This is a genomic window from Caulobacter sp. GW821-FHT11E11, assembly GCF_058808315.1.
In genome coordinates this window covers 73,129-97,447 of the sequence record NZ_JBXARO010000001.1, presented here as the reverse complement: position 1 = coordinate 97,447, position 24,319 = coordinate 73,129, and the positions used below count along the sequence as shown (strand labels likewise).

Genomic DNA, 24,319 nt, shown 5'->3' with positions numbered 1-24,319 from the left:
TTGGCGCTCAGCCACCGCCTAGAGATCCGTCAGGGTCAGGGCCTCGTCATCACCCCGCAGCTGCAGCAGGCGATCAAGCTTCTGCAACTGTCGAACATCGAGCTCGACGCTTTCGTCGAGCAGGAGCTGGAGCGTAACCCGCTTCTGCAACGCGATGAGGGCGAGTCCGAACCGGCCAAAGAGGTCGAGATCGAACGCGACGCGAGCCTGACCCAGCTCGACGCCGTGGCCGATACGACGGCCGGCCGCGAGATGGATACGCCGCACGAAGACGTCTCGCCCGGCGAGCGCGCCACCGGTGATGGCGCCGAAGCCGAGCACGCCGGCGGCCAGATCGACTGGTCGCGGGCCGGCGGCGGCTCGTTCGAAGGCGACGAGGGCTATGAGAGCGCCCTGACCGATGTCCCGACCCTCTCGGCCCACCTGCGCTCGCAACTGGTCCAGGCGGCCCTGTCGCCGGCTCGCAACGCCATCGCCGAGATCCTGATCGACGCCGTCGACGAGGGCGGCTACCTGCGCCTGGACGTCATCGAGCTGGCCGCCCGCCTCGGCTGCAAGCTGGAGATGGTCGAGGAGGTCCTGACCACCTTGCAGGGCTTCGAACCCGTCGGCGTCTTCGCCCGCGACGTGCGCGAGTGCCTGGCGCTGCAGCTGAAGGACGTCAACCGTTACGACCCCTGCATGGCCGCCATGCTCGACAATCTCGAGCTCCTGGCCAAGCGCGACATGGCCAGCTTGCGCCGCATCTGCGGCGTGGACGACGAAGACCTGCGCGAGATGGTCGCCGAGATCCGGTCGCTGAACCCGCGTCCGGGCGCGGCCTATCACAGCGAGCCGGCCGAGACCCTGGTGCCCGACGTCATGGTCCGCGAGGGCCTGGGCGGCATGTGGCATGTCGAGCTGAACACCGACACCCTGCCGCGCGTGCTGGTCGACCAGCGCTATCACGCCCGCATTTCCAAGGGCGCGCGCACCGATCAGGAAAAGACCTTCGTCTCGGACTGCATGGCCACGGCCAACTGGCTGGTGAAGAGCCTGGACCAGCGCGCCAAGACCATCCTGAAGGTCTCCAGCGAGATCGTCCGCCAGCAGGACGGCTTCCTGGCCTTCGGCGTCGAGCATCTGCGCCCGCTGAACCTGAAGACCGTCGCCGACGCCATCGGCATGCACGAGAGCACGGTCAGCCGCGTCACCTCGAACAAATACATCGCCACGCCGCGCGGCGTGTTCGAGCTGAAATTCTTCTTCACCTCGGCCATCCAGTCGTCGGAAGGCGGCGAGGCCCACTCGGCCGCCAGCGTCCGTCACAAGATCAAGGGCCTGGTCGACGCCGAGAAGACGGAGGCCGATGTCCACTCCGACGACGCCATCGTGGAAATTCTCAAGGCCGCCGGGGTCGACATCGCCCGCCGGACCGTGGCCAAGTACCGTGAAGCCATGCGGATCCCGTCGTCGGTCGAGCGCCGTCGTCAGATGAAGGAAGCGGTCTAACGCTCCCATCTCGCGTTTGATGGCGGTGGGAACAGTTGTGATGCACGAAAAGAGTCTGGCGGACGTCATCGAGGGCTTTGGCGAGGATGCTCGTCCCACGCTCACGGTCGGTCAGATGCTGGAGGCGTTCGAAAGCCGCGCCTTCGGGGCCATGCTGCTGGTCTTCGGCCTGCTGAACTGCCTGCCGTTGCCGCCGGGCTCCTCGACGATCCTGTCCCTGCCGATCCTGTTCCTGGCCCCGCAGATCGCCATGGGGGCCGAGACGCCCTGGCTGCCGCGCGGCCTGACCGAGAAGCCCCTGAAGCGCGCCGACCTGCGCGGCTTGTTCAAGCGCCTGGGTCCGATCGTCCGCAGCATGGAGCTGATCACCCGTCCGCGCCTGCGACCGATGTTCGCACCTCTGGGCGAGCGGGCCATCGGCGTGGTCTGCACCTTGCTGGCCCTTGTGCTCGTCCTGCCCATCCCCTTGGGCAATCTGGCGCCCGGCGCGACGGTCGCCGTCTTGGCCCTGGCTCTGCTGCAAAGGGACGGCATTCTGGCGCTGTTGGGCTACCTGATGGCGTTGGGCAGCGGGGCTCTGCTGTTTGTCAGCGCGCACGTTGTCGTGATGGCCGTGCGCAAGCTCCTGAGCGTCTTTTCAGGTCTCGTCTGAGGTCGTCCACAGGTCTTTAAGGCGCCGCTTGACACCCGCCTGCGACAGGCGCGTTGTAGTCAGATGCAAGTCCAAGTCTCCGGCAAGCATGTCGACGTTGGTGAGGCTCTGCGAGTGCGAGTCTCCGACGAAATCGCCCTGAGCATTGGGAAATACTTCGATCGAGGTGGTAACGCCGAGGTCGTGGTCAGCAAGGAGGGCTACGCCTTCCGTGTCGATTGCTCGGTAAAATTGGCTTCGGGCCAGCAGCTCATCAGTCATGGATCGGGAGGCGACGCACACGCGGCGTTCGACTCTGCCCTGTCCAAGATCGACACGCGCATCAGGCGTTACAAGAGACGGCTGAAGAGCCACTCCGAGGCGGCCACGGCCAAGCAGGTCGAGAACGCCGCGATGTTCGTCCTTAAGGCCCCCGAGGTCGAAGAGCACGAAGAGCACGACTGGGACGTGGAGGCTGACCACCCGACGGGCGCGCCCGCGGCGATGGTCATCGCGGAGACCCAGGCCGCGGTGAAGACAATGACCGTTTCCATGGCTGTCATGGAACTGGACTTGACCGCGTACCCGGCAATCGTGTTTAGGAACGCCGCCCACGGCGGATTGTCCGTGGTCTATCGGCGTCCAGACGGGAATATCGGCTGGATCGACCCCGAACGCACGAAGTCGCTGAACGGGCACGGGTCTACCGCGAGCTAACCAGGTCCTGTCAGGGTCTGGCGCCGTCGCGGCGGATCCGCGGCGACGGCGCCAAGGCAGTCGGCAGCGAGCGAGCGTTGGTTACGTCCATGACTATCGGCGATCTACTGGACCCCGGGGCGGTGGCGCTACGCGCTGGCGCGCCCGGCAAGCGCCAAGTTCTTTCCATGGTCGCCGATGTGGCGGGCCGTGTGCTCGGCGTCGACGCCGAAGCGGCTCTCGAAGGCCTCGTCGACCGTGAAGCCGCCGGCTCGACCGGCGTGGGCGAAGGCGTCGCCATCCCGCACGCGCGGCTGGACGGCCTTGACCGCGTCCGCGCGGTCGTGGTGCGCCTGGATACGCCGGTGGCCTTCGACGCCCTCGACGACAAGCCCGTGGACCTTCTGGTGGCTTTGTTCGCCCCCCGCGAGGCCAATGCCGCGCACCTGCGCGCCCTGGCCCGCGTCGCGCGGATGATGCGCCAGCCTGAAATGCGCTTGGCCCTGCGCCAGGCGCGGTCGGCGGACGCCATACATGTGCTGCTGACGCACGAGGCGACCAGCACCGCGGCGTGAGACCAGAGGGCCCCTTCAGGGGCCCTCTTTCGTTTCCGGGTTAGTGGACCGACACCGGGGCCAGTTCATGGGCCAGGGCGGCGGCGATCGCCGTGTCGCGGTCGATCATCACGGCCAGGCGGGCGCCGTCGGCGCGGCAGACCGCGTACAGGGTCTGGTCGGGCGCGAGGTTGAAGTCCTCCACGCCTTCCGGCACGTCGGCGAGGATCTCGGCGGCCTTGATCGGCCGGACATAGACGAGGTCAGGCGCGCCAAGGGCCGCGAACGCTTCGCTCGTGAAGAGCGGGCTGTTGTAGTGGGTGTTGGGCGTCATGATGACCACCTCCTTGAACTAGGGAACGCGCCTTTCTCCAGCCGGTTCAGAGCCACGGCTTGAGAGGCGAGCTCCGCGCGGCTTTCAGCCCGCGCTGCGAATGGGAATTCTTTTGACGAGACGCTCGGGTTCGGGGCGCGCCAGATCGATGTGCAGCAGGCCATGCTCCAGGGTCGCTGCGGTGACCTCCATGCCCTCGGCGAGGACGAAGGTGCGCACGAAGCCCCGGGCGGCGATCCCACGGTGCAGGAAGGCCCGCTCGGCCTCCGTACGGGCATCGACGTTGTCGCGCTTGCCGGCGACCACCAGCTGCCCGCCCTCGACCGTCACCTGCAGCTGGTCGGGCGAGAAGCCCGCCACCGCCAAGGTGATGCGCACGCCGCCGTGGTCGGCCTGCTCGACATTGTAGGGGGGATAGCTTTCCGAGGCGGCCTTGGCGGCGCGCTCGATCAGATCTCGGGTGTGTTCGAAGCCCAGCAGGAAGGGGCTGTCGAACAGGATCGTCCGGTTCATCGCGAAGTCCTCGCTCAAGCGACTTCGTTCGCGGAGAAAAGCCCGAGGACCGGCGCCGATCCCCGCGACACGGATCCAGAAATGGCGACCGTGACCAATCTCTTCAAGAGGGGAGGCGGTTCAAGAGGATGGGGTAACTTGGGTCCAGAAATGGACAAGGCCCGGACGTTTCCGTCCGGGCCTTGATGGTGGAGCTAAGCGGAGTCGAACCGCTGACCTCTTGAATGCCATTCAAGCGCTCTACCAGCTGAGCTATAGCCCCAAATTTCTCTTCGAGAACCTTGCGGTAACTCTCGGAAATCATTGGTCTCTTCGGCGTTTCCGACTTGCGTCGCCCTCCGAAGAGGCGCGGAAACTAGTCCGGGATTTTTCGGGGATCAACCCCCTTCGCGAACTTTTTTCGAGAAAAGTGTCGCACCCCGGAAAACCCCTGTGGATAGCCGGTTTCAGAAGCCCGAAACCGGGAGAGCCTGTCCGGTTCAGGTGGGACACCTGAACCAGATAAACAGGCTCTCAATCCCTAGAGGGAGCGCGTTACACGGCCAAACCGCTAACACTTTTGCCTAACGCGCTCCGCCACGAAGGGATCACTCCCGACGATTAGTCTTCGTCGCCCTCGCCGGGCAGACCTTCGATTTCATCGTCGAGATTGTCGTCGTCGTCCTCGTCCTCCAGGAACGGAACGTCGTCGGCTTCGTCTTCGGCGAGGTCTTCGTCCTCGGCGAAGTCGACGCCCAGGTCGTCACCGCCCGCGGGGGTCGGCGCGCCCGGATCGGCGTCTTCGTCCTCGGTCTCGATGACGTCCGGCTCGACCTTGTCGAGTTCCGGCGTTTCATCGGCCTCGTCCTCGAAGCCGTCCTCGTCCTTGGGAGCGGGGGCGGGCTTCTCGTCCTCGGCGTCGTAGTCCGGCGTGATCGAGCGAGCCCGGACGCGGCGCGATTTCAGCGCCTCTTCCGGGTCGAACGACTCACCGCACTTCGGGCACACGGCCGGACGACGGTCGAGATCGTAGAATTTGGATTGGCAGTTGGGGCAAATTTGTTTTGCGCCCAATTCGGGATTGGCCAAGTGGCGACCCTTTGATCCGGATGGGAAAAGCGGCCGGTCACTTGCCATGACGAGAGCCCGCTGTCAAAAGCAAACCCCTTCGCGAAAACCACCAAGTACTAAGGAGCCGGTTTCGGCATGTCGTCGGCTGGATTGAAGAGCGCACCCGCAGGCGCTCTGCGAGGGATCGTGCGGGCCCCGGGTGACAAGTCCATTTCCCATAGATCGATGATCCTGGGCGCGCTGGCGTCCGGGACGACGACGGTCGAGGGTCTGCTGGAAGGCGACGATGTTCTCGCCACCGCGCGGGCCATGCAGGCCTTCGGCGCGCGCATCGAGCAGGAAGGCGTTGGTCGCTGGCGGATCGAGGGCCAGGGCGGCTTCCAGGAGCCGACTAACGTGATCGACTGCGGCAACGCCGGCACCGGCGTGCGCCTGATCATGGGCGCGGCCGCCGGTTTCGCCCTGTGCGCCACCTTCACCGGCGACAGCTCGCTGCGTGGCCGCCCGATGAGCCGGGTGCTGGATCCGCTGGCCCGCATGGGTGCGACCTGGCTGGGCCGCGACAAGGGCCGCCTGCCCCTGACCCTGAAGGGCGGCAATCTGCGCGGCCTGAACTACACCCTGCCCATGGCCTCGGCCCAGGTGAAGTCGGCCGTGCTGCTGGCCGGCCTGCACGCCGAGGGCGGCGTCGAGGTCATCGAGCCGGAAGCCACCCGCGACCACACCGAGCGCATGCTGCGCGCCTTCGGGGCCGAGGTGATCGTCGAGGACCGCAAGGCCGGTGACCACACCGTGCGCCACATCCGGCTGCCCGAGGGCCAGAAGCTGACCGGCACCCACGTCGCGGTGCCCGGCGATCCGTCGTCGGCGGCCTTCCCGCTGGTGGCCGGCCTGATCGTTCCGGGCTCGGAAGTGACGGTCGAGGGCGTGATGCTCAACGACCTGCGCACCGGCCTCTTCACCACGCTGCAGGAAATGGGCGCCGACCTGGTGATCTCGAACCAGCGCGTTGCCAGCGGCGAGGATGTCGGCGACATCACCGCCCGCTACTCCAAGCTCAAGGGCGTGGTCGTCCCGCCCGAGCGCGCGCCGTCGATGATCGACGAATATCCGATCCTGGCCATCGCCGCCGCCTTCGCCGACGGCGAGACGGTGATGCGCGGCGTCGGCGAGATGCGCGTCAAGGAAAGCGACCGCATCAGCCTGACCGCCAACGGCCTGAAGGCCTGCGGCGTCAAGGTGGTCGAGGAGCCGGAAGGCTTCATCGTCACCGGCGACGGCCAGCCGCCCAAGGGCGGGGCCACGGTGGTCACCCACGGCGATCACCGCATCGCCATGAGCCACCTGATCCTGGGCATGGCCTCGCGAGAGGCCGTCTCGGTCGACGAGCCGGGCATGATCGCCACCAGCTTCCCCGGCTTCGCCGACCTGATGCGCGGCCTGGGCGCGACGCTGAGCGAGGCCTGAACATGGGCTTCGTGATCGCCGTCGACGGTCCGGCCGCCTCGGGCAAGGGCACCATCGCCTCGCGCCTGGCGGCCGCCTACGGCCTGCCGATGCTGGACACCGGCCTGCTGTATCGCGCCGTCGGCGTGCGGATCCTCGGCGCCGACGGCGATCTCGACGATCCGGCCTTCGCTGAAACCCAGGCGCGCGGCCTGACGCTCGCCGAACTGGAAAAGCCGGAGGTGCGCACCCGCGCTGCCGGCGAAGCCGCCAGCCGCTGCGCCGTGCACCCCGGCGTGCGCTCGGCCCTGTTCGACCTGCAGCGCGCCTTCGCCACGCAAGAGTCCGGCGCGGTGATCGACGGCCGTGACATCGGCACGGTCATCGCCCCCGAGGCGCCGGCCAAGCTCTACGTCACCGCCAGCCCCGAGGTCCGCGCCGACCGCCGCTGGAAACAACTGGTCGGCCAAGGCGAAAGCGTCACCTTCGACGAGATCCTGGCCGATATCCGCAAGCGTGACGAACGCGACGGCGGCCGCAAGGACGCGCCGATGACGCAGGCCGTGGACGCCGTCTTGCTCGACACCTCTGAAATGAGTATAGAGCAGGCCTTCGATGCGGCCCGCCGTATCGTCGAGGACGCGCGCGCCCGTTAGAGCTCAGGCTCTGCAGGGCAAATCCACCGCCGACCTCGCCGCGATAGAGAGAACATCGCGGGATCCGCAGACACCCCACTTCATCCGGAATCCCGAGAACCGCTTTCTCCAGCGGCGCTCGCTACAGGGCTTCCCCCAACCTACGAGACTAAAGATCAGCATGGCTGACGATATGAGCTTCAACCCGACGCGCGACGATTTCGAAGCGCTGCTGAACGACTCGATGGGCGGCCGCGACTTCGCGGAAGGCACCGTCGTCAAGGGTCTGGTCGTCGGGATCGAAAAGGACTTCGCCATCATCGACGTCGGTCTGAAGACCGAAGGTCGCGTCCAGCTGAAGGAATTCGGCGTCGACGAGAACGGCAAGGCCACCATCAAGACCGGCGACACCGTCGAAGTGTTCCTGGAACGCCTCGAAAACGCGATGGGCGAAGCGGTCATCAGCCGCGAAAAGGCCAAGCGCGAAGAAGCCTGGACCCGTCTGGAAGGCGTCTACGCCCGCAACGAACCCGTCATGGGCGCCATCGTCGGCCGCGTGAAGGGTGGCTTCACCGTCGACCTGGGCGGCGCTTCGGCCTTCCTGCCGGGCTCGCAAGTCGACATCCGTCCGGTCCGCGACGTCGGTCCGCTGATGGGCAAGGAACAGCCCTTCGCCATCCTGAAGATGGACCGTCCGCGCGGCAACATCGTCGTCTCGCGTCGCGCCATCCTGGAAGAAGCCCGCGCCGAGCAGCGCACCGAACTGGTGTCGCAGCTGCAAGAGGGTGAAATCCGCGAAGGCGTCGTCAAGAACATCACCGACTACGGTGCGTTCGTTGACCTGGGCGGCATCGACGGCCTGCTGCACGTCACCGACATGAGCTGGAAGCGCGTCAACCACCCGTCGCAAGTCCTGGCCGTTGGCGACACCGTCAAGGTGCAGATCGTCAAGATCAACCCGGACACCCAGCGCATCAGCCTCGGCATGAAGCAGCTGCAGTCGGATCCGTGGGATGGTGTTGAAGCCAAGTACCCGGTCGGCGCCAAGTTCACGGGCCGCATCACCAACATCACCGACTACGGCGCCTTCGTGGAGCTGGAAGCCGGCGTTGAAGGCCTGGTGCACGTCTCGGAAATGTCCTGGACCAAGAAGAACGTCCACCCCGGCAAGATCGTCTCGACCTCGCAAGAAGTCGACGTGGTCGTGCTGGACGTCGATCCGTCCAAGCGCCGCGTTTCGCTGGGCCTGAAGCAGGCCCTGGCCAACCCGTGGGAAGCCTTCGTGGAAGCTCACCCGGTCGGCTCGTCGGTTGAAGGCGAAGTCAAGAACGCGACCGAATTCGGTCTGTTCATCGGCCTCGACAACGACATCGACGGCATGGTGCACCTGTCGGACATCGACTGGAGCGTCCCGGGCGAAGAAGCCATGGCGCGCTACAAGAAGGGCGACGTCGTCAAGGCGAAGGTCCTGGATGTCGACATCGAGAAGGAACGCATCTCGCTGGGCATCAAGCAGCTGGCTGGCGACCCGATGTCGGGCGACACCTTCCGCAAGAACCAGACCGTGACCGTCACCGTCACGGAAGTCACCTCGGGCGGCATCGAAGTCCGCTTCGGTGAAGACGACGCCCCGATGACCGCCTTCATCCGCAAGTCGGACCTGTCGCGCGATCGTCAGGAACAGCGCCCCGAGCGCTTCGCTGTGGGCGACCGCATCGACGCTCAGATCACCAACGTGGACAAGGCCGCTCGCCGCGTCTCGCTGTCGATCAAGTCGCTGGAAATGGCCGAAGAGAAGGAAGCCATCGAGCAGTTCGGCTCGTCGGACTCCGGCGCTTCGCTGGGCGACATCCTGGGCGCCGCTCTCCGCGAGCGCGCTTCCAAGGAATAGTCTTCCACGCCTTGTGAGTTGAAGTCAGCGGCGGCGGGAGCAATCCCGCCGCCGTTTTCTTTTGCGAGAAACCCTGTCAGAACTATCCTCAGGTTGAGTTTCCTTGGGGGATGTGGCGTGCAGGTTTGGAAAACGGCGGCTTTCGCCGCGGTGTCGGTCGCAGCCCTGTCGAGCGCCGCGTGGGCGGCCGACAAGCCCGCCTATGGCCCGCCGGCCAAGTGGGTGCAGGTGGCCGACATCCCGGCCCCGCCCGCCGACGACCAGGCCCCGGCCAGCCAGCTCCTGCTGGACGACAACCAGTCCCTGCACGACGGCGCGGGTTCGGCCTACTACAACCGCCGCGTGGTCAAGATCCTGCGGTCGGAAGGCCTGCAGGGCGGGTCGCGCAGCCTGACCTGGGATCCCGAGCGCGAAACCGTCACCCTGCACGCCCTGGCGATCATCCGGGGCGGCCAGCGCATCGACCTGCTCAAGGACGGCAAGGACGTCCTGGTCCTGCGCCGCGAGAAGAACATGGAGCGGGCCATGCTGGACGGCCGGATGACGGCCTCGATCCAGCTCAACGACCTGCAGGTCGGCGACGTCGTCGACTGGGCCTATACCCAGGAACGCCGGGACCCGGTGGTGGGCGGACGCACCAACGACTTCGAACGCATGGGCTGGTCCGGCGTCGCCGGGCGCTACCGCGTGCGGCTGCTGTGGGACGACGCCGTGCCGTTGACGTGGAAGGCCATGACGGCCTTCCCCGAGCCCAAGCTTTCCAAGACGGGCCGCACGCACGAGCTGCTGGTCGATCTCAGCGGCGCCGTCGCGCCGAAGATGCCGATCGGCGCGCCGGTCCGCTTCGCCCGCGTGGGCGAGTTCCAGGCCACCACCTATCGTGGCTGGGAAGACGTCTCCGCGCGCATGGCGCCGCTGTACGCCAAGGCCGCGACCCTGGCGCCGGACTCGCCGCTCAAGGCCGAGATCGCCGCCATCGCCGCCGCCAGTCCCGATCCCAAGGCGCGCGCCTTCGCCGCCCTGAAGCTGGTCGAGGACAAGACCCGCTACCTGTTCCTGGGCATGGGCGACGGCGGCTACAAGCCCGCGCCCGCCGACCAGACCTGGTCGCGCCGCTTCGGCGACTGCAAGGGCAAGACCGTGCTGCTGCTGGCCATCCTGCGCGAGCTGGGGGTCGAGGCCGAGCCGGTGCTGGTGATGACCATGGGCCCCGACGGCCTGGACCAGCGCGTTCCGGCCGCCGCCCAGTTCAACCACGTGCTGGTGCGCGCGCGCATCGACGGCAAGGCCTATTGGCTGGACGGCACCCGCAATGGCGATCGTGGCGGCCTGGATGCGCTGGAGCCGCCCGCCTGGCGCTGGGGCCTGCCGGTCCGCGCGGCCGGCGCGACCCTGGAGCCGATCGAACAAACACCGCTGAGCAAGCCCGACGCCGAGGGCGTGATGCGCATCGACGCCTCGGCCGGTCTCGACAAGCCGGCGCCGGTCCGGGCGGTCATGACCCTGCGCGGGGAGAAGGGCCTGACCCTGGCCCGCATGCTGGAGGTCGCGCCCCGGGCTGACGTCGACCGCCAGTTCAAGCAGAGTTTCTCGGCCGCCTATGGCTGGATCACGCTCGACCGGATCGAGTGGCTGGTGTCCGACGCCGGCGAGACGACGATGACGATGATCGGCACGGCCGACATGGAATGGCGGCTGAACGATGATTTGGGCGTGCGCGAATGGCGCAAGCCGGGCAGCGGCGCCGGCCGAGCGACCCTGTTCCCGCGTCGCGAGCCCGGTCCGAATGTCGATGCGCCCTACGCCACGCCCTTCCCGAACTACAACATCACGACGACCGAGGTGGTGCTGCCCAACGGCGGCGCCGGTTTCGCCGTCAAGGGGCCGACGTTCGACGGTCGCGTCGCCAACGATCAGGTGAGCCAGCTCGCCGAGGTCAAGGACGGCGTGGCCCGTTTCGTCGACAGCACCCGGTCGTTGGGCCGCGAGATCCCCGCCGCCGAGGCCGAGGAGGTCAACAAGGTTCGCCGCAGGATGTCCGAGCAGGCCCAGATCGTCCGCGCGCCGAAGGGTTCATGAGCGGGCACGTTAACCGAACCTCGTTCGAGAATCGCACGCAACCCCTTGAAGACTCAGCCGTCGTTGGGCAAAGGTCCGCTCGCGCCTTTCTCCTCCAAGGGCGTTCCGGGGATATCGATGATCAAGTCTGAACTCATCGCCAGGCTCGCGAATGAAAATCCGCACCTGACGCAGAAGGACGTCGAACGCGTAGTCGGCGTGATCCTGGAGCGTATGATCGGCGCGCTGGAAGACGGTGGCCGTGTCGAACTTCGTGGTTTCGGGGCCCTGTCGGTCCGTTCGCGTCCCGCTCGCACCGGCCGTAACCCGCGCACCGGCGAGGCCGTCGAGGTCCGCGCCAAGCACGTGCCGTTCTTCAAGAGCGGCAAGGAACTGCGCGCCCGCCTGAACGCCGACGGCGACGAATAACAACGATTGTCTCCTGGGCTTGACCCTGGGAGCCGAACGCCTCCAGCCTTTGCGCCTTGTTTTTAAGGCAGCGAGGGATCTGTCATGAGCGTCGTCAAGGAATTCCGCGAGTTCATCTCGCGCGGCAACGTCATCGACCTGGCCGTCGGCGTGATCATCGGCGCGGCCTTCAACGGCATCGTCAAAAGCCTGGTCGACCAGGTGATCATGCCGCCGATCGGCCTGCTGACCGGCGGCCTCGACTTCTCCAAGCTGGAATGGGTGCTCAAGCCCGAGAATCCGGCGACCGAGGCGATCGAGAAGGTGTCGATCCAGTACGGCGCCTTCATCAACACTCTGATCCAGTTCTTCATCGTCGCGGCCGTGGTGTTCCTGCTGGTCAAGGGCGTGAACAGCATCCGTCGCGCCGACGCCGCCGAGCCCGCGCCGTCGGCCCCGCCGGCCCCGACCCCGGAAGAGAAGCTGCTGACCGAGATCCGGGATCTGCTGGCCAAGCCGGCTAGGTAAGGCTCGCGATCGCCTCCCGAGCGGCCGCCTGGCCCGTCAGCCAGGCGCCGTGGGCGGTGGAGAAGAAGTTTGGGCTGCAGGCCTCGCCCGCGAAGAACAGCCGCTGGTCCACGGGCGCGGCCAGCACGGCCCGCGCGCCCGCATGGCCGGGCAGGGCGTGGGAATAGGAGCCGCCGGCGAACGGGTCGGCGGCCCAGTGGGTCTCGGCCAGCACATGCACCTTTGACCGGATGTCGGCGCCATAGACGCCGACCAAGCCATCGATCGCGAAGGCCGCCGCCGCGCCAGGGCCCTGGCCTTCCAGCGACCGGGCATGGGCGCCGCCCAGGAACACCTCGATCATCGGCTTGTGCAGCGGCCGCAGGTGATAGGCCCCGGTCGCCGTGGTGTGGGGATCGGAATAGAGCTGGGTCTCGGCCGGGAACATCTCCGGCTCATCCAGCGACAGGAACACCTTGTCGGCCAGACCCAGCGGCAGGCCGGCGGCGGCGTCCAGCTTGTCGGGCAAAGCGGGCATGAAACGAAGGCCGCCTAGGGCCAGGATCGGGGTCGGCACGCAGACGATCACGGCTCGCGCCGAGAGGGTCCCCAGGGCCGTCTCCAGCGCCACGCGCGGGCCGTCGTGGCGGATCATAGTGACCGGGCACGACAGCCGCGTCGGCAGCTTGCCGCCCAGGCCGGCGATGGCCGCGCCATAGCCCTCGGCGACCCGCCAGTTGACCTCGGTGTCCTCATAGGCCGCGTAGTCGTGCAGCGAGACCTGGTCGAACTCCGCCCCGTTGTAGAAGGCGCTGAAGGCGTTCAGCAGCGGGGTCCAGGGGCTGGCCGGGTCCATCAGGTCCGAGGCCGGGCGGTCAGGGCCGCCGTCGCGCGCCGCCGCCTCGATTCGCGCGTCCAGGGCCAGGAAGGCCTCGCCGAACGCCATGCGCTCTTCGCGGCTGAAGACCGGGTTTTCGGTGATGTTGGCCCAGGGTGGCGGGGTCTTGTCGATGGTCAGACCCAGGGCCTCGACCTTGGCCACCAGCGGGTTCTCGTCGGCCGAGTGCAGCCACTCGCAACCAAGGTCGATGGGGCCGAGGGAGGACGGGATCGTATGGGCGCGACCCCCGAGGCGGTCGCGGGCTTCCAGGAGGACGCCCGTCAGGCCGCTGGCGGCCACGGCCTCAGCGGCGGCCAGGCCAGCGGCGCCGGCGCCCACGATCGCGATGTCGACCTCGTCCATGAGACCTCATCGGATCGTGGGACCAATACGGCCCTTACTTTTGCAGGCTGGTCGCGTCGAGGTCCAGCTTGTCGACCGGGATCACCGTGGCGTTCGGCGCGGCCTTGGTCAGGTCCTCGCCCATCGCCTTGGCGTCGCCGGCCACGATGACGCTCATCTGGGCGGGATCCAGATAGGTCTTGGCGAAGGCCTGGACCTCGCCCGGAGTCACGGCCTCGACCTTGGTCGCGTAGCTCTGGATCTCGGTCAGCGGCACGCCGTAGACGGCCAGGTTGCCCAGGATGTTGGCCAGGCCTTCAGAGGTGCCCAGGTCACGGCCGAAACCGCCCACCAGCACCGACTTCCGGGCCGACAGCTCGCCGACCGAGGCCGGTTCGGCGCCCAGGCGGGTCAGCTCGGCGCGGGTCAGGGTGACGACCTCGCCGGCCGACGGGTTCTTGGTCTGCACCCGGGCCGAGAAGCCGCCAAAGCGCCCCTGCGGGGTCAAGCTGGAGCCGGCGCCGTACGACAGGCCGCGCTTGATGCGGATCTCCTGGTTCAGGCGCGAGGAATAACCCACGCCCAGCACCGTGTTGGCGACGATGCCCTGGTAGTAGTTCGGGTCGGCGCGAGTGATGGCCGGCTTGGCCAGGGTGACGGCCGCCTGGCCGGTGCCCGGCAGGTCGATGACCAGGTTGCGGGGCTTGTAGCCGGTCGGGGCGGCGGGCGCGGCGGGCGCGGCGGTGGCGGGCTTCTTCCAGCCGCCGAACGCCTTCTCGGCCAAAGCAAAGCCGGCTTCCGGCGTCAGGTTGCCGGTCAGCACCAGCACCGCGTTGTCCGGACGCCAGTAGGCGGCGTGGGTCTTGGCGAGATCCGTGCGCTTGACCTTGGGCAGCGAGCCGGGCGTGCCGCCGGCCACGTGGCCATAGGCCGAGCCCGCATAGAGCACCGGCGCGGTGGCGAAGGCGGCCAGGGTCCCCGGACGCTGGAACGAGACCGACAGGCCGTCCAAGGTCTCGGTGCGCACGCGGTCCAGTTCCTCGGTCGAGAAGGCCGGGTGCTGGGCGACGTCGGCCATGATGGCCATGGCCGGGGCGGCGTTGTTGGCCGTGACGCTGAGGGTCAGCGAGGCGGCTTCCCAGCCCGAGCCGGCTTCCAGATTGGCGCCCAGGGCCTCGGTCTCGCGGGCGATCTGGGTGGCCGAGCGGCTGGTGGTGCCTTCGGTCAGCAGTTCCGAGGTCAGGTTCGAGGTGCCGGCCAGGCCGGCCGGGTCGGAGCTGGCCCCGCCCTTGACGGTCAGGTCGGCGGTGATCAGCGGCAGGTCGCTGGACTTGGCGACGATGACCCGCAGGCCGTTGGCCAGGGTCTTTTCGGCCGGGGTCGGCAGCACGGCGTCGACCGGGGCGGCGATGGCCGGGATCTTCTCGCGCTCGCCCTCGGGGGCCAGGACGGTGACGGGGCCGTCGTACTTGACCGAAGCGACCTTGGGGATCGGCGGCGTGGCGTCCTTTTCACCGGCCGGGCGGTCCTTTTCCGGCAGATAGCGGATCACTGTGCGGCGGTCGTCGGCCAGGTACTTCCTGGCGACGCGCTGGAGATCGGCGGCGGTGACGGCCTGCAGCTTGGCCAGGCTGGTATTGGCCGAGGCGGCGTCGCCTTCGGTCTCCAGGCCATAGCCGATCGCGAAGCCGCGGCCGTCGATCTCCTCGCGCTTGCGGACGGCGTCGGCCAGCAGGCCGGCCTTGGCCTCGGCCAGCTCGGCGGGGGTGACCAGGCCATCGCGGAACCGGGCGACCTGGGCGCGCAGCGCGGCCTCGCCCTGGGCCACCGTCTTGCCGCCGGCCATCACCGCGCCGACGTAGAACAGGCCCGGCTGGGCGTTGTTGGGGGCGCTGGAGAACACCGACTGGGCGATCTTCTGGTCGTAGACCAGGCTGTCATACAGGCGCGAGGACTTGCCGGCCGACAGGACCGCGTCCAGCACGGTCAGGGCCGGCGTGTCCTTGTCGGCGGCGGCGGGCGCCAGCCAGGTGATGGCCAGGGCCGGCAGCGGCACGTTGGGACCATAGGTGTTGACCGACTTCGGACCCGTGCGGGCCGGCTCGACCACGGTGACCTTGGGGATGTCGCCCGCCGGCTTGGCGATCGGGTTGAAGTACTGGTCGATCATCGCGTCCAGCTTGGCCTGGTCGAAATTGCCGACGACGATCAGCGCCGCGTTGTCCGGGCGATAGTAGGTGCGGTGGAAGGCCCGCACGTCGTCCACGGTCGCCGCGTCCAGCTCCTCGATCGAGCCGATGCCGGGGCGCTGGTAAGGGTGGGTCGTGAACGACTGCTGCGGGATCGAGAGCGCGAAGAAGCGGCCGTAGGGATCGGCCAGCACGCGCTGGCGCAGCTCCTCCTTCACGACGTCGCGTTCGGAGGCGAACACCGACTCGTCGATGACCAGCGACTTCAGGCGGTCGGCCTCGGCCCAGATCAGGCGTTCCAGGTGGTTGGCCGGCGCGACCTCGTAATAGTTGGTGAAGTCGTCCCAGGTGGAGGCGTTGTTGAAGCCGCCGACGTCCTCGGTCAGGCGGTCCAGCGTCTCGTTGGGCATATTGCGCGTGGCCTTGAACATCAGGTGTTCGAACAGGTGCGCGAAGCCCGAGCGGCCGTGCGGGTCGTCCTTGGAGCCGACGCCGTACCAGACCTGCACCGAGACGTTCGGCGTCGTGGTGTCGCGCGAGGTGTAGACCTTCAGGCCGTTGGCCAGCACGCGCTGCTGGTAGACGATCGGCGGCACGGCGATGGCCGAGGCCGCCGGCGCGGCGGCAGCCGGCTTCGGTTTGGCCTTCGTCGCCGCCATGGCTAGCGGCGATAGCGCCGTCGTGGAAAGAGCGGCGGCTGCGAGGGCCAGCTTGGCGGTGCGGATCATGCGCGGAGGTCTCCGAAAGGCGTCGGGCGCGACCCTAGCACCGCGTGTTCGCCGGTAAACCTTACCGAGCTGTCATGTGCGGCTGGAACCAAGCGGCGCCGTCAGTGTTACAATTGGTCGTCTCGCCCCCTCGCACCGATAGGGCCGATGCGTGTGGGGAAAAGCTTGTTCGAAACTTCGCTCCGTGACCGCTTGCGCGCGGCCACGTCCGACGATCACGCGGCGCTGGACGCCATCGTCACGGGCTGGCGGATCGAGACGCCCATCGGCTACGGCGCTTTCCTGACCGCCTCATACGCCGCCCTCGCGCCGCTGGAGCTGGCCCTGGAACGGGCCGGCGTCACTCAGCGGTTGCCGGACTGGCCCCAGCGGGCGCGCCGCGCGGCCCTGTTCGCCGACCTGGCCGAACTGGGTCTCACGCCGCCATCGTTCGAGCCCGCCGAGGCTCCTTCCCCCGCCTTCGCCGCCGGCCTGCTCTACGTGCTGGAGGGTTCGCGCCTGGGCGCCAGGTTCCTGGCCCGTCAGGTCCGCGCCGCCGGGGCCGGCCTGCCGCTGGCCTATCTGAATCACGGCGAAGGCCAGGATCTGTGGCGCACGTTCCTGGCGTGGCTGGACGCAATACCCAAAGTCGGGTTTCGGACAGACGAGGCCGAAGCGGGCGCGCGATATGGCTTCCAGTGTTTCTCGGACGCCTTCGAGAGACGCGCCCCGTCTGGAGCCTTGAATGTCCGAAATGGCGCCCATGTCCGGGTTTGAGGTCGACCTGACCAACTGCGACCGGGAGCCGATCCACATTCTGGGCTCGGTGCAGCCGTTCGGCTTCCTGCTGGCCGTCAATTCCGACTGGCAGATCGTCCACGCCTCGACCACCAGCCTGCGCTATCTGGGTCTGTCGCCGGAAGACCTGCTGGGCAAGCCGCTGACCCAGGTGATGAGCGGCCACGCCATCCACAATATCCGGGGCCGCCTGCAGATCATGCGCGGCGCCGACGCGGTCGAGCGGATGTTCGGCCAGCCGCTGGTCGACGGCGGCGAGGATTTCGACCTCGCTTTGCACTATTCCGGCCGCCTGCTGATCGTCGAGGGCGAGCCCAGTCAGGCCGACGCCCTGATCGAGGCCGCCTCGGCCGTGCGCTCGATGACCACGCGCATCGCCGCCCGCCCGACCTTCGAGGAGTTCTGCCACGAGGCCGCCCGCCAGGTGCGCGCGCTGACCGAGTTCGACCGGGTGATGGTCTATCGCTTCGGCCACGATGGCGCCGGCGAGGTGATCGCCGAGTCCGTGCGGCCCGGCATCGGCTCGTTCCTGGGTCAGCGCTATCCCGCCCAGGACATTCCGGTGCAGGCCCGCGCCCTCTATGAGCGCAGCTGGCTGCGGATCATCGCCGACGTCGACGCCGAGATCTCGCCGATCGTCCCGCAGGTCAGCGTCTCGGGCGAGCCCGTCGACCTGTCGATGAGCATGCTGCGGGCCGTCTCGCCGATCCACCTGGAATATCTGCGCAACATGGGCGTGTCGGCCTCGCTGTCGATCTCGATCCTGCGCGACGGCAAGCTGTGGGGCCTGTTCGCCTGCCACCACTATGCGCCCAAGCACATCAGCTACGAGCGCCGCACGGCCGCCGAGCTGTTCGGCCAGCTGTTCTCCCTGACCCTGGAGAGCCGCGAGCGCGAGATCGAGACCCGGCGCATGGCCGAAGCCCGCAACCTGCACGACCGCATGATGAACGCGGTGGTCAAGGCCAACCAGGGCGCCGACAGCCTCAACCCCTATCTCGACGACCTTTGCCGCCTGATCCACTGCGACGGCCTGGCGGTGTGGCTGGAAGGCCGGCTGACGCTGCGCGACTCCACGCCCGACGCCAGCGACGTCCACACCCTGATCCGGCTGCTGCGCGACAAGGACACCCACGCGGTGTTCGCCACCAACGAGATCGCCAGCCTGCTGCCTTCGGCCGCCGCCTGGCCCGGCCGCGCCGCCGGCATGATGGCCATCCCGCTGTCGCGAGCGCCGCGCGACTATTTGATCTTCTTCCGCAAGGAGGAGGCCCAGACGGTGGTGTGGGCGGGCAAGCCGGCCAAGCTGGTCCAGGTCGGCCCGATGGGCGACCGCCTGACCCCGCGCAAGAGTTTCGAGGTCTGGGAAGAGACCGTGCGCGGCCAGAGCCGGCCGTGGACCACCGTCGAGCGGTCGCTGGCCGAGAGCATGCGCGCCAGCCTGCTGGAAATCGTCTTCCGCCTGACCGACCTGGCCGACGAGGAGCGCCAGCGCGCCAACCAGCGCCAGGAACTCCTGATCGCGGAGCTGAACCACCGGGTGCGCAACATCCTCGGCCTGATCCGCGGCCTGATCACCCAGAGTCGCTCGGGCGTCTCCAGCGTCGAGGAGTTCGCCGAGGTGGTCGGCGGCCGCGTCCAGGCCCTGGCCCGCGCCCACGACCAGATCACCCGTCACCAGTGGGGGCCCGGCGCCCTCTCCGACCTGATCACCGCCGAGGCCGAGGCCTATCTGTCGAGCAAGGCCGAGCGCGTGAAGCTGAACGGCGCGCCGACCGCCCTGGCGCCGGACGCCTTCTCGATCCTGTCCCTGGTCATCCACGAGCTGATGACCAACTCGGCGAAGTACGGCGCCCTGTGCGACCAGCGCGGCCAGGTGATGATCGACTGGGCGCGCGACGCCAGGGGCGACCTGATCATCGACTGGCGCGAGAAGGACGGCCCGCTGGTCGTCCCGCCCACCCGCCGGGGCTTCGGCTCGACCATCATCGAGCACTCGATCCCGCACGACCTGAACGGCGAGGTGACGCTGGACTATCGGACGGAAGGCTTCCAGGCCCGTATCCGTATCCCGGGTCGCTATGTCTCCACCGAGGGCGTGACCGCCACGGTCAACCAGCCGCGCCGCGCCGACACGCCCGTGCGCGCGCCCGAGCGCATGCTGGTGCTGGAAGACAACATGATCATCGCCCTCGACCTCGAGGACATGCTGGCCCGCCTGGGCGTCAAGCACATCACGGTCGCCTCCAGCGTTACCCAGGCCTTCGAAGCCCTGGCCGAGGAAAAGCCGCCGTTCGCGATCCTGGACGTCAATCTGGGCCAGGAGACCAGCTTCCCGGTGGCCGAGGCCCTGCAGGAGGCCGGCATCCCGTTCGCCTTCGGGACCGGTTTCGGGGACAGCGCGGCCTTCCCGGAGCGCTTCAAGGAGACCCCGGTGCTGCAGAAGCCCTACAGCGCCGAGAGCGTGGCGGCGCTGTTCTAGAGACTTAAGCGCCCGCTATAGCCGAAGATCACCCCGATCCACGGGTGGGCCACCAGCACGCGGAAGCGGTAGACGCCGTCGCGGGCGAAGGTCCGGGCTCGCACGCGCGGGGCCCAGGCGGCGGGCAGGGTCAGCGGTCCGATCCGCCAACCTTCGAACATCCACGAGAAGCCGCCCGGATAGTCGGCGGCGTGGAAGCGGAAGGTCAGCGGGCCGGCCGTCTCCTCGAAGGCGTAGGCGTCTTCGCGAACCCGGACGATGCGCGAGCGGAAGCGGCGGGTTCCGAACCGGCGGGTCCAGGTCTCGCCCAGGTCATCGGATGCGATGCTGACGGCGGTCTCGTGCCGGCCGCGCTCGGGCAGGCCTTGCAGCATCCGGACCAGGCGAGCGGGACCGCCAGCGCCGCGTCCGCGCGCCCAGCCGGTCAGGGTTCTGGCCGAGCCGTCATGGGCCTGCTGCACGACCTCAGGCATGGCGGTCAGGCGCGGGCCCAGCGCGCGGGCGAAGACGCCCTTGGCGCGGGGCAAGGCCATGTCGATGCGGGTGCGGATCGGGAAGGGCGTCAGCGGGGCGAGCAGATGCTCCAGCGGCAGAAGGCCGACGCAGGGCGTGGCGCGGGGCGGACCGGCCAGGCGGTCGTCAAGCAGGGCGCGCAGGATCGCGGCGGCGGGTGACGCGGGCGTGTTCGGTCCTGCGCCGGCCTCGGCCCACAGGCCCCAGCGGGCGCGGATCGTCTGGCGCTGGGCGTCCTTGCCGACGGCCTCGACGACCATGCCGCCGCGATCGGTTCCGAAGCGCGCCAGCAGGTCGGCCATGACGCCCAGCGGGTTGGCGAACGGCGTCAGATCCTTGACCAGCCGCTTGCGCCGCGCCCAGCCCAGCAGCGCCAGGCCGTGGTGGGCGATCGGCAGCTCCAGCCCGGCCTCGAAGCGGCCGACATGGCGCGGCCTGTAGCGGCGCGGCAGCATGTCGAGATCTGGCGTCTCGGCCAGGGCGACCCAGCGGCGACCCAGGCCCGGGAAGAGTTCCTTGCGAGACCCGCTCCAGCCCGGTCGCTTGGTCCACGCCCCGCCTTCGAACACCCGCACCGGTCGGCCTGTCCACGAGAAGATCGCCGCGATCACCGACGGGCCACGCGGGGCGTCCGCGCCGGGCGAGATGGCGGTGGTCACAGCGTCGATGCGGCTCCAGCCGGCGGTCAGGCGATCCAGCGCCCCCGTGCTCAGCGCCGGGGTCGAGCTGGCCCCGGTGATCGCCCAGCGGTTCGCGGCGGTGACCGCATCGGCCATCTCCTGAGGGAACTGCTCGACGAACGCCCGGCCGTCGGCGAGGTCGACATAGTGCGCGCCGGCGGCCAGGGCTGCCTTGGCCAGGCGCAAGTCACTGGTCTGGAACGGTCCGGCCGCGTCGACCACGGCGAAGGCGTCCAGGCCTTCGGGGGTGTTGCGGTCGAAGGTCATGATCTCGATCGTCGCCGGGCCCTCAAGGCGATCGCGCAGGGCCTCCAGCGGTTCGCGCCGTCGGGCGGCGAGCACCAGAACGACGTCCGGCCAGCGAGCGATCATGGCGGCCAGGCGCGTGCCGAAGACGCCGCTGGCGCCGACCAGGATGATGCGCCGGCTCATTCGAGGATGAACCGCGCCCGCTGTTCCGGCGTCGGGACCATGCAGCGATCCTTCTTGCCCATCAGCCGGTAGCGGTTGCGGGCGATCCAGTCATAGGCCGCGTCGGTCGGGCCACGCGGCAGGCGGTCGATGAAGGCCAGCCAGCGCCAGGGGGCGTCCAGCCGGCGCAGCAGCGCCCCGATCGCGGCGGTCTTGGCCAGGGCCTGGCCGTGGTCGAGGAACAGGAAGCTCTCGGGCGTCTCGGGATCGATGCCGTGCTTCACGGCGAGCTCTCGGCCATACGGAGACTGGATCGGCGTGAAGCGGATGACGCCCTTGCGGTCCAGGCGCAGCACCGCCTGCACCGAGCCCGTGCAGAAATTGCAGACGCCGTCGAACAGCCAAAGGCCGTCGGGTTCTTGCCTCATCGTCCCTCGCACTCGCGCCGCAGCGCCTTCAGCGAGTTTGGCACGTCCTTGCGCATCATGCCGCTGATCATGCCGGCCGGTACGGCGAAGGGCGACGTGGCCCACATGTCGTAGGTGACGCGGGTGCGCTGTCCCCCCTCCAAAGGCTCCAGCCGCCACGAGCCGTCGCAGGCCCGGATGTCGCCGCCGATGCAGGTGAAGCGGATCTCGCGATCCGGCGTCAGGATCACGCGCGAGGTCGAGCGCATGGTCGGCAAGAAGAAGCTCCAGCGCACCGTGTGCTCGCGGATCTCGGTCCCGTCCGGGGCGCGCGAAACGACGCGGCAGCTCTTGACGCCGGGGCTCATGCGGGCGGCGCGGTCGCAGTCCAGGATGACGCGGAAGACGACGGCGGGCGGGGCGTCGATGTCGATGCTGGCCCGGACTATGCCCCGGCCACGGTCGTCGGCATGGGCCTCGACCGCGATGCCGTCGCTCTTGATGTCCCACGCGGCCGCCGCCTGGGCGGGGCCGACAAGGGTCAGGGCTGCGAGAAGGGGAACAAGCCGGCGCATCACACTCAAGCTAACGCAGCCGGCTTGCCCTTGGTTACTTTCCCGCGCGATTTTTCACGAGGTCATCGACCACCGACGGATCGGCCAGGGTCGAGGTGTCGCCCAGGCTCCCCAGCTCGTTTTCGGCGATCTTGCGCAGGATGCGGCGCATGATCTTGCCCGAGCGGGTCTTGGGCAGGCCCGGCGCCCATTGCAGGACGTCCGGCGCGGCGAACGGGCCGATCTCGTGGCGGACCCACAGGATCAGGTCCTTGCGCAGCTGGTCGGTGGCCTCGACACCGGCCTTCAGGGTCACATAGGCGTAGACGCCCTGGCCCTTGATGTCGTGCGGATAGCCGACCACGGCGGCCTCGGCGACGGTCTCGTGGGCGACCAGGGCGCTCTCGATCTCGGCGGTGCCCAGGCGGTGGCCCGAGACGTTGATCACGTCGTCGACCCGGCCGGTGATCCAGTAATAGCCGTCGGCGTCGCGGCGGCAGCCGTCGCCGGTGAAGTACTTGCCGGGATAGGTCGAGAAATAGGTCTCGAAGAAGCGGCCGTGGTCGCCATAGACCGTGCGCATCTGGCCCGGCCAGCTGTCGGTGATGACGAGATTGCCCTCGGTCGCGCCTTCCAGCACGCCGCCTTCTGCGTCGACCAACTGCGGCTTGACGCCCGGCAGCGGCTTGGAGGCCGAGCCCGGCTTCAGGTCGGTGGCCCCCGGCAGCGGGGTGATCAGCATGCCGCCGGTCTCGGTCTGCCACCAGGTGTCGACGATCGGCAGGCGCTCCTTGCCGACCACGCGGTGGTACCAGAGCCAGGCTTCCGGATTGATCGGCTCGCCGACGCTGCCCAGCACCCGCAGGGACGACAGGTCGTTCTTGGTCACGTGCTCGTCGCCCTCGCGCATCAGGGCGCGCAGGGCCGTCGGGGCGGTGTAGAAGATCTCGACCTTGTGCTTGTCGACCACCTCCCAGAACCGGCTGGGGGTCGGATAGTTCGGCACGCCTTCGAAGATCAGGCTGGTGCCGCCATTGGCCAGCGGGCCGTAGACGACGTAGCTGTGGCCGGTGACCCAGCCCACGTCGGCCGTGCACCAGAACACTTCGCCAGGCTTGTAGTCGAACACCGCCCAGAACGTCCAAGAGGCCCAGGCCAGGTAGCCGCCGGTGGTGTGCAGCACGCCCTTGGGCTTACCCGTCGAGCCCGAGGTGTAGAGGATGAACAGCGGGTCCTCGGCGTTCATCGGCTCGGGTTCGCACACCGGTGAAGCGGCGTCGCGGACGTCTTCCCAGACCACGTCGCGGCCTTCCACGACCGGGACCTCGGCGCCGGTCCAGCGGATCAGCAGCACCTTCTCGACCTCGGGGCACTGCAGGAGCGCCTCGTCGACATTGGCCTTCAGCGGTACGCGCTTGCCGCCGCGACGGCCCTGGTCGGCGGTGATGACGATCCGCGACTCGCAGTCCTTGATGCGGCCGGCGATGCTGTCGGGCGAGAAGCCACCGAACACCACCGAGTGCACCGCACCGATGCGGGCGCAGGCCAGCATGGCGGCGGCGGCCAGCGGAACCATCGGCAGGTAGATCGTGACCCGGTCGCCCTTCTTGACGCCCAAGTCCTTGAGGACGTTGGCCATGCGGCAAACCTCCTCGTGCAGCTGGCCGTAGGTCAGGGTGGAGGAGACGCCCGGCTCGTCGCCTTCGAAGATCAGGGCGACGTCGTCCTTCTTGGCCGGCAGGTGGCGGTCCAGGCAGTTGGCCGAGACGTTGAGGACGCCGTCCTCGTACCAGCGGATGCGGAAGTCGTCCTTGGCGTACGAGACGTCCTTGATCCTGGTCGGGGCCTTGATCCAGTCGAGCCGGGCCGCGATGTCGCGCCAGTAGCCTTCCGGATCGGCCTCGACGCGCGCCACGGCGGCCTCATAGGCGGCGGCGTCGATATGCGCGCTCTTTGCCAGACCCTCGGGAACCGGGAAAACCTGTCCGTCGCTCACCAGCCGTACTCCCTTATTTTGTTGGTCGCCGGAATAGGCGAAGCGCGGCGCCCGGCGCAAGAAGACCAATGGGGTTTCTGCTTCGGATACGGTCGGAAGATGACGGCCCTATATGAGGGGCGTAAAGCGTCGTCTCCTCTATATGC

Annotated in this window: 21 protein-coding genes and 1 tRNA gene; 12 read left to right on the top strand and 10 right to left on the bottom strand. The window is 68.4% G+C overall.

The annotated features are described in order from the left end of the window. From rpoN to ptsN, 4 genes are all read left to right on the top strand, one after another. Entirely contained in the window at positions 1 to 1,491 is a 1,491-nt protein-coding gene (gene rpoN / locus AC1RR5_RS00460) for an RNA polymerase factor sigma-54 (RefSeq protein ID WP_492919142.1), read from the top strand. Positions 1,492 to 1,528: 37 nt separating this feature from the next. After that, positions 1,529 to 2,143, top strand: coding sequence for an exopolysaccharide biosynthesis protein (locus AC1RR5_RS00455; RefSeq protein WP_492919141.1), 615 nt, complete (start codon positions 1,529 to 1,531; stop codon positions 2,141 to 2,143). 63 nt (positions 2,144 to 2,206) lie between these two features. After that, positions 2,207 to 2,839: a ribosome hibernation-promoting factor, HPF/YfiA family gene (hpf, locus tag AC1RR5_RS00450; RefSeq protein ID WP_492816406.1), complete on the top strand. Its 633-nt coding sequence runs from the start codon at positions 2,207 to 2,209 to the stop codon at positions 2,837 to 2,839. Positions 2,840 to 2,928: 89 nt separating this feature from the next. Continuing rightward, positions 2,929 to 3,393 carry a PTS IIA-like nitrogen regulatory protein PtsN gene (gene ptsN, locus AC1RR5_RS00445; protein WP_492919140.1) on the top strand — a complete coding sequence of 155 codons (465 nt, stop codon included), beginning with the start codon at positions 2,929 to 2,931 and terminating at the stop codon, positions 3,391 to 3,393. Between the two features lie 40 nt (positions 3,394 to 3,433). On the opposite strand, the gene AC1RR5_RS00440 is transcribed toward ptsN, so the two are convergent. The 4 genes from AC1RR5_RS00440 to AC1RR5_RS00425 form a co-directional block, all read right to left on the bottom strand. Further along, positions 3,434 to 3,706 carry a DUF1150 family protein gene (locus AC1RR5_RS00440; RefSeq protein ID WP_492084047.1) on the bottom strand — a complete coding sequence of 91 codons (273 nt, stop codon included), beginning with the start codon at positions 3,704 to 3,706 and terminating at the stop codon, positions 3,434 to 3,436. 84 nt (positions 3,707 to 3,790) lie between these two features. After that, the gene (locus tag AC1RR5_RS00435) at positions 3,791 to 4,219 is read right to left on the bottom strand and encodes an Hsp20 family protein (RefSeq protein ID WP_492919139.1); all 429 of its coding nucleotides are present in this window, start codon (positions 4,217 to 4,219) and stop codon (positions 3,791 to 3,793) included. Positions 4,220 to 4,405: 186 nt separating this feature from the next. Beyond that, positions 4,406 to 4,481: transfer RNA gene (locus AC1RR5_RS00430), tRNA-Ala, on the bottom strand. 338 nt (positions 4,482 to 4,819) lie between these two features. Continuing rightward, positions 4,820 to 5,287, bottom strand: coding sequence for a TIGR02300 family protein (locus tag AC1RR5_RS00425; protein ID WP_454718415.1), 468 nt, complete (start codon positions 5,285 to 5,287; stop codon positions 4,820 to 4,822). Between the two features lie 117 nt (positions 5,288 to 5,404). On the opposite strand from AC1RR5_RS00425, the gene aroA reads away from it, so the two are divergent. The 6 genes from aroA (at position 5,405) to mscL (ending at position 12,235) form a co-directional block, all read left to right on the top strand. Next, a complete protein-coding gene (gene aroA / locus AC1RR5_RS00420) occupies positions 5,405 to 6,736 on the top strand; it encodes a 3-phosphoshikimate 1-carboxyvinyltransferase (RefSeq protein ID WP_492919138.1) in 1,332 nt (443 codons plus the stop codon). A gap of 2 nt (positions 6,737 to 6,738) precedes the next feature. Continuing rightward, positions 6,739 to 7,371, top strand: coding sequence for a (d)CMP kinase (cmk, locus tag AC1RR5_RS00415; protein ID WP_492919137.1), 633 nt, complete (start codon positions 6,739 to 6,741; stop codon positions 7,369 to 7,371). A gap of 160 nt (positions 7,372 to 7,531) precedes the next feature. Then, positions 7,532 to 9,241: a 30S ribosomal protein S1 gene (gene rpsA / locus AC1RR5_RS00410; RefSeq protein WP_492084042.1), complete on the top strand. Its 1,710-nt coding sequence runs from the start codon at positions 7,532 to 7,534 to the stop codon at positions 9,239 to 9,241. 117 nt (positions 9,242 to 9,358) lie between these two features. Next, positions 9,359 to 11,320 carry a DUF3857 domain-containing protein gene (locus AC1RR5_RS00405; protein ID WP_492919136.1) on the top strand — a complete coding sequence of 654 codons (1,962 nt, stop codon included), beginning with the start codon at positions 9,359 to 9,361 and terminating at the stop codon, positions 11,318 to 11,320. 117 nt (positions 11,321 to 11,437) lie between these two features. Then, positions 11,438 to 11,728 carry an integration host factor subunit beta gene (locus AC1RR5_RS00400; protein ID WP_004617135.1) on the top strand — a complete coding sequence of 97 codons (291 nt, stop codon included), beginning with the start codon at positions 11,438 to 11,440 and terminating at the stop codon, positions 11,726 to 11,728. Between the two features lie 84 nt (positions 11,729 to 11,812). Beyond that, positions 11,813 to 12,235 carry a large-conductance mechanosensitive channel protein MscL gene (gene mscL, locus AC1RR5_RS00395; protein WP_492919135.1) on the top strand — a complete coding sequence of 141 codons (423 nt, stop codon included), beginning with the start codon at positions 11,813 to 11,815 and terminating at the stop codon, positions 12,233 to 12,235. Here mscL and AC1RR5_RS00390 read toward each other — a convergent pair. Both AC1RR5_RS00390 and AC1RR5_RS00385 read right to left on the bottom strand, forming a co-directional pair. Continuing rightward, positions 12,228 to 13,457 carry a flavin monoamine oxidase family protein gene (locus tag AC1RR5_RS00390; RefSeq protein WP_492919134.1) on the bottom strand — a complete coding sequence of 410 codons (1,230 nt, stop codon included), beginning with the start codon at positions 13,455 to 13,457 and terminating at the stop codon, positions 12,228 to 12,230. The two genes, mscL and AC1RR5_RS00390, sit on opposite strands and share 8 nt — an antisense overlap. Positions 13,458 to 13,491: 34 nt before the next feature. Further along, complete coding sequence (locus AC1RR5_RS00385; RefSeq protein ID WP_492919133.1) at positions 13,492 to 16,353, bottom strand: M16 family metallopeptidase; 2,862 nt, start codon at positions 16,351 to 16,353, stop codon at positions 13,492 to 13,494. Between the two features lie 165 nt (positions 16,354 to 16,518). On the opposite strand from AC1RR5_RS00385, the gene AC1RR5_RS00380 reads away from it, so the two are divergent. Together AC1RR5_RS00380 and AC1RR5_RS00375 are read left to right on the top strand one after the other, a co-directional pair. Then, the gene (locus AC1RR5_RS00380; RefSeq protein ID WP_492919132.1) at positions 16,519 to 17,109 is read left to right on the top strand and encodes a biliverdin-producing heme oxygenase; all 591 of its coding nucleotides are present in this window, start codon (positions 16,519 to 16,521) and stop codon (positions 17,107 to 17,109) included. Beyond that, positions 17,096 to 19,612: an HWE histidine kinase domain-containing protein gene (locus AC1RR5_RS00375; protein ID WP_492919131.1), complete on the top strand. Its 2,517-nt coding sequence runs from the start codon at positions 17,096 to 17,098 to the stop codon at positions 19,610 to 19,612. The genes AC1RR5_RS00380 and AC1RR5_RS00375 overlap by 14 nt, the downstream gene beginning before the upstream one ends. On the opposite strand, the gene AC1RR5_RS00370 is transcribed toward AC1RR5_RS00375, so the two are convergent. From AC1RR5_RS00370 to acs, 4 genes are read right to left on the bottom strand one after another with little or no spacing between them, the layout of a single operon-like run. Next, a complete protein-coding gene (locus AC1RR5_RS00370; RefSeq protein ID WP_492919130.1) occupies positions 19,609 to 21,237 on the bottom strand; it encodes a DUF4166 domain-containing protein in 1,629 nt (542 codons plus the stop codon). The genes AC1RR5_RS00375 and AC1RR5_RS00370 overlap by 4 nt on opposite strands. Next, positions 21,234 to 21,644, bottom strand: a complete 411-nt coding sequence (locus tag AC1RR5_RS00365) for a thiol-disulfide oxidoreductase DCC family protein (protein WP_492919129.1) — start codon at positions 21,642 to 21,644, stop codon at positions 21,234 to 21,236. Before AC1RR5_RS00365 ends, AC1RR5_RS00370 begins: the two co-directional genes overlap by 4 nt. Further along, complete coding sequence (locus AC1RR5_RS00360) at positions 21,641 to 22,198, bottom strand: SRPBCC family protein (protein ID WP_492919128.1); 558 nt, start codon at positions 22,196 to 22,198, stop codon at positions 21,641 to 21,643. The genes AC1RR5_RS00365 and AC1RR5_RS00360 overlap by 4 nt, the downstream gene beginning before the upstream one ends. A gap of 34 nt (positions 22,199 to 22,232) precedes the next feature. Beyond that, entirely contained in the window at positions 22,233 to 24,176 is a 1,944-nt protein-coding gene (gene acs, locus AC1RR5_RS00355) for an acetate--CoA ligase (RefSeq protein WP_492919783.1), read from the bottom strand. Between the last annotated feature and the right edge of the window lie 143 nt (positions 24,177 to 24,319).

Coding starts and splice junctions, on each gene's coding strand:
- hpf (WP_492816406.1), top strand. CDS start 2,207: ATGCAAGTCCAAGTCTCCGGCAAGCATGTCGACGTTGGTGAGGCTCTG.
- ptsN (WP_492919140.1), top strand. CDS start 2,929: ATGACTATCGGCGATCTACTGGACCCCGGGGCGGTGGCGCTACGCGCT.
- AC1RR5_RS00440 (WP_492084047.1), bottom strand. CDS start 3,706: ATGACGCCCAACACCCACTACAACAGCCCGCTCTTCACGAGCGAAGCG.
- AC1RR5_RS00435 (WP_492919139.1), bottom strand. CDS start 4,219: ATGAACCGGACGATCCTGTTCGACAGCCCCTTCCTGCTGGGCTTCGAA.
- aroA (WP_492919138.1), top strand. CDS start 5,405: ATGTCGTCGGCTGGATTGAAGAGCGCACCCGCAGGCGCTCTGCGAGGG.
- cmk (WP_492919137.1), top strand. CDS start 6,739: ATGGGCTTCGTGATCGCCGTCGACGGTCCGGCCGCCTCGGGCAAGGGC.
- rpsA (WP_492084042.1), top strand. CDS start 7,532: ATGGCTGACGATATGAGCTTCAACCCGACGCGCGACGATTTCGAAGCG.
- AC1RR5_RS00400 (WP_004617135.1), top strand. CDS start 11,438: ATGATCAAGTCTGAACTCATCGCCAGGCTCGCGAATGAAAATCCGCAC.
- mscL (WP_492919135.1), top strand. CDS start 11,813: ATGAGCGTCGTCAAGGAATTCCGCGAGTTCATCTCGCGCGGCAACGTC.
- AC1RR5_RS00390 (WP_492919134.1), bottom strand. CDS start 13,457: ATGGACGAGGTCGACATCGCGATCGTGGGCGCCGGCGCCGCTGGCCTG.
- AC1RR5_RS00385 (WP_492919133.1), bottom strand. CDS start 16,353: ATGATCCGCACCGCCAAGCTGGCCCTCGCAGCCGCCGCTCTTTCCACG.
- AC1RR5_RS00375 (WP_492919131.1), top strand. CDS start 17,096: ATGTCCGGGTTTGAGGTCGACCTGACCAACTGCGACCGGGAGCCGATC.
- AC1RR5_RS00370 (WP_492919130.1), bottom strand. CDS start 21,237: ATGAGCCGGCGCATCATCCTGGTCGGCGCCAGCGGCGTCTTCGGCACG.
- AC1RR5_RS00365 (WP_492919129.1), bottom strand. CDS start 21,644: ATGAGGCAAGAACCCGACGGCCTTTGGCTGTTCGACGGCGTCTGCAAT.
- AC1RR5_RS00360 (WP_492919128.1), bottom strand. CDS start 22,198: ATGCGCCGGCTTGTTCCCCTTCTCGCAGCCCTGACCCTTGTCGGCCCC.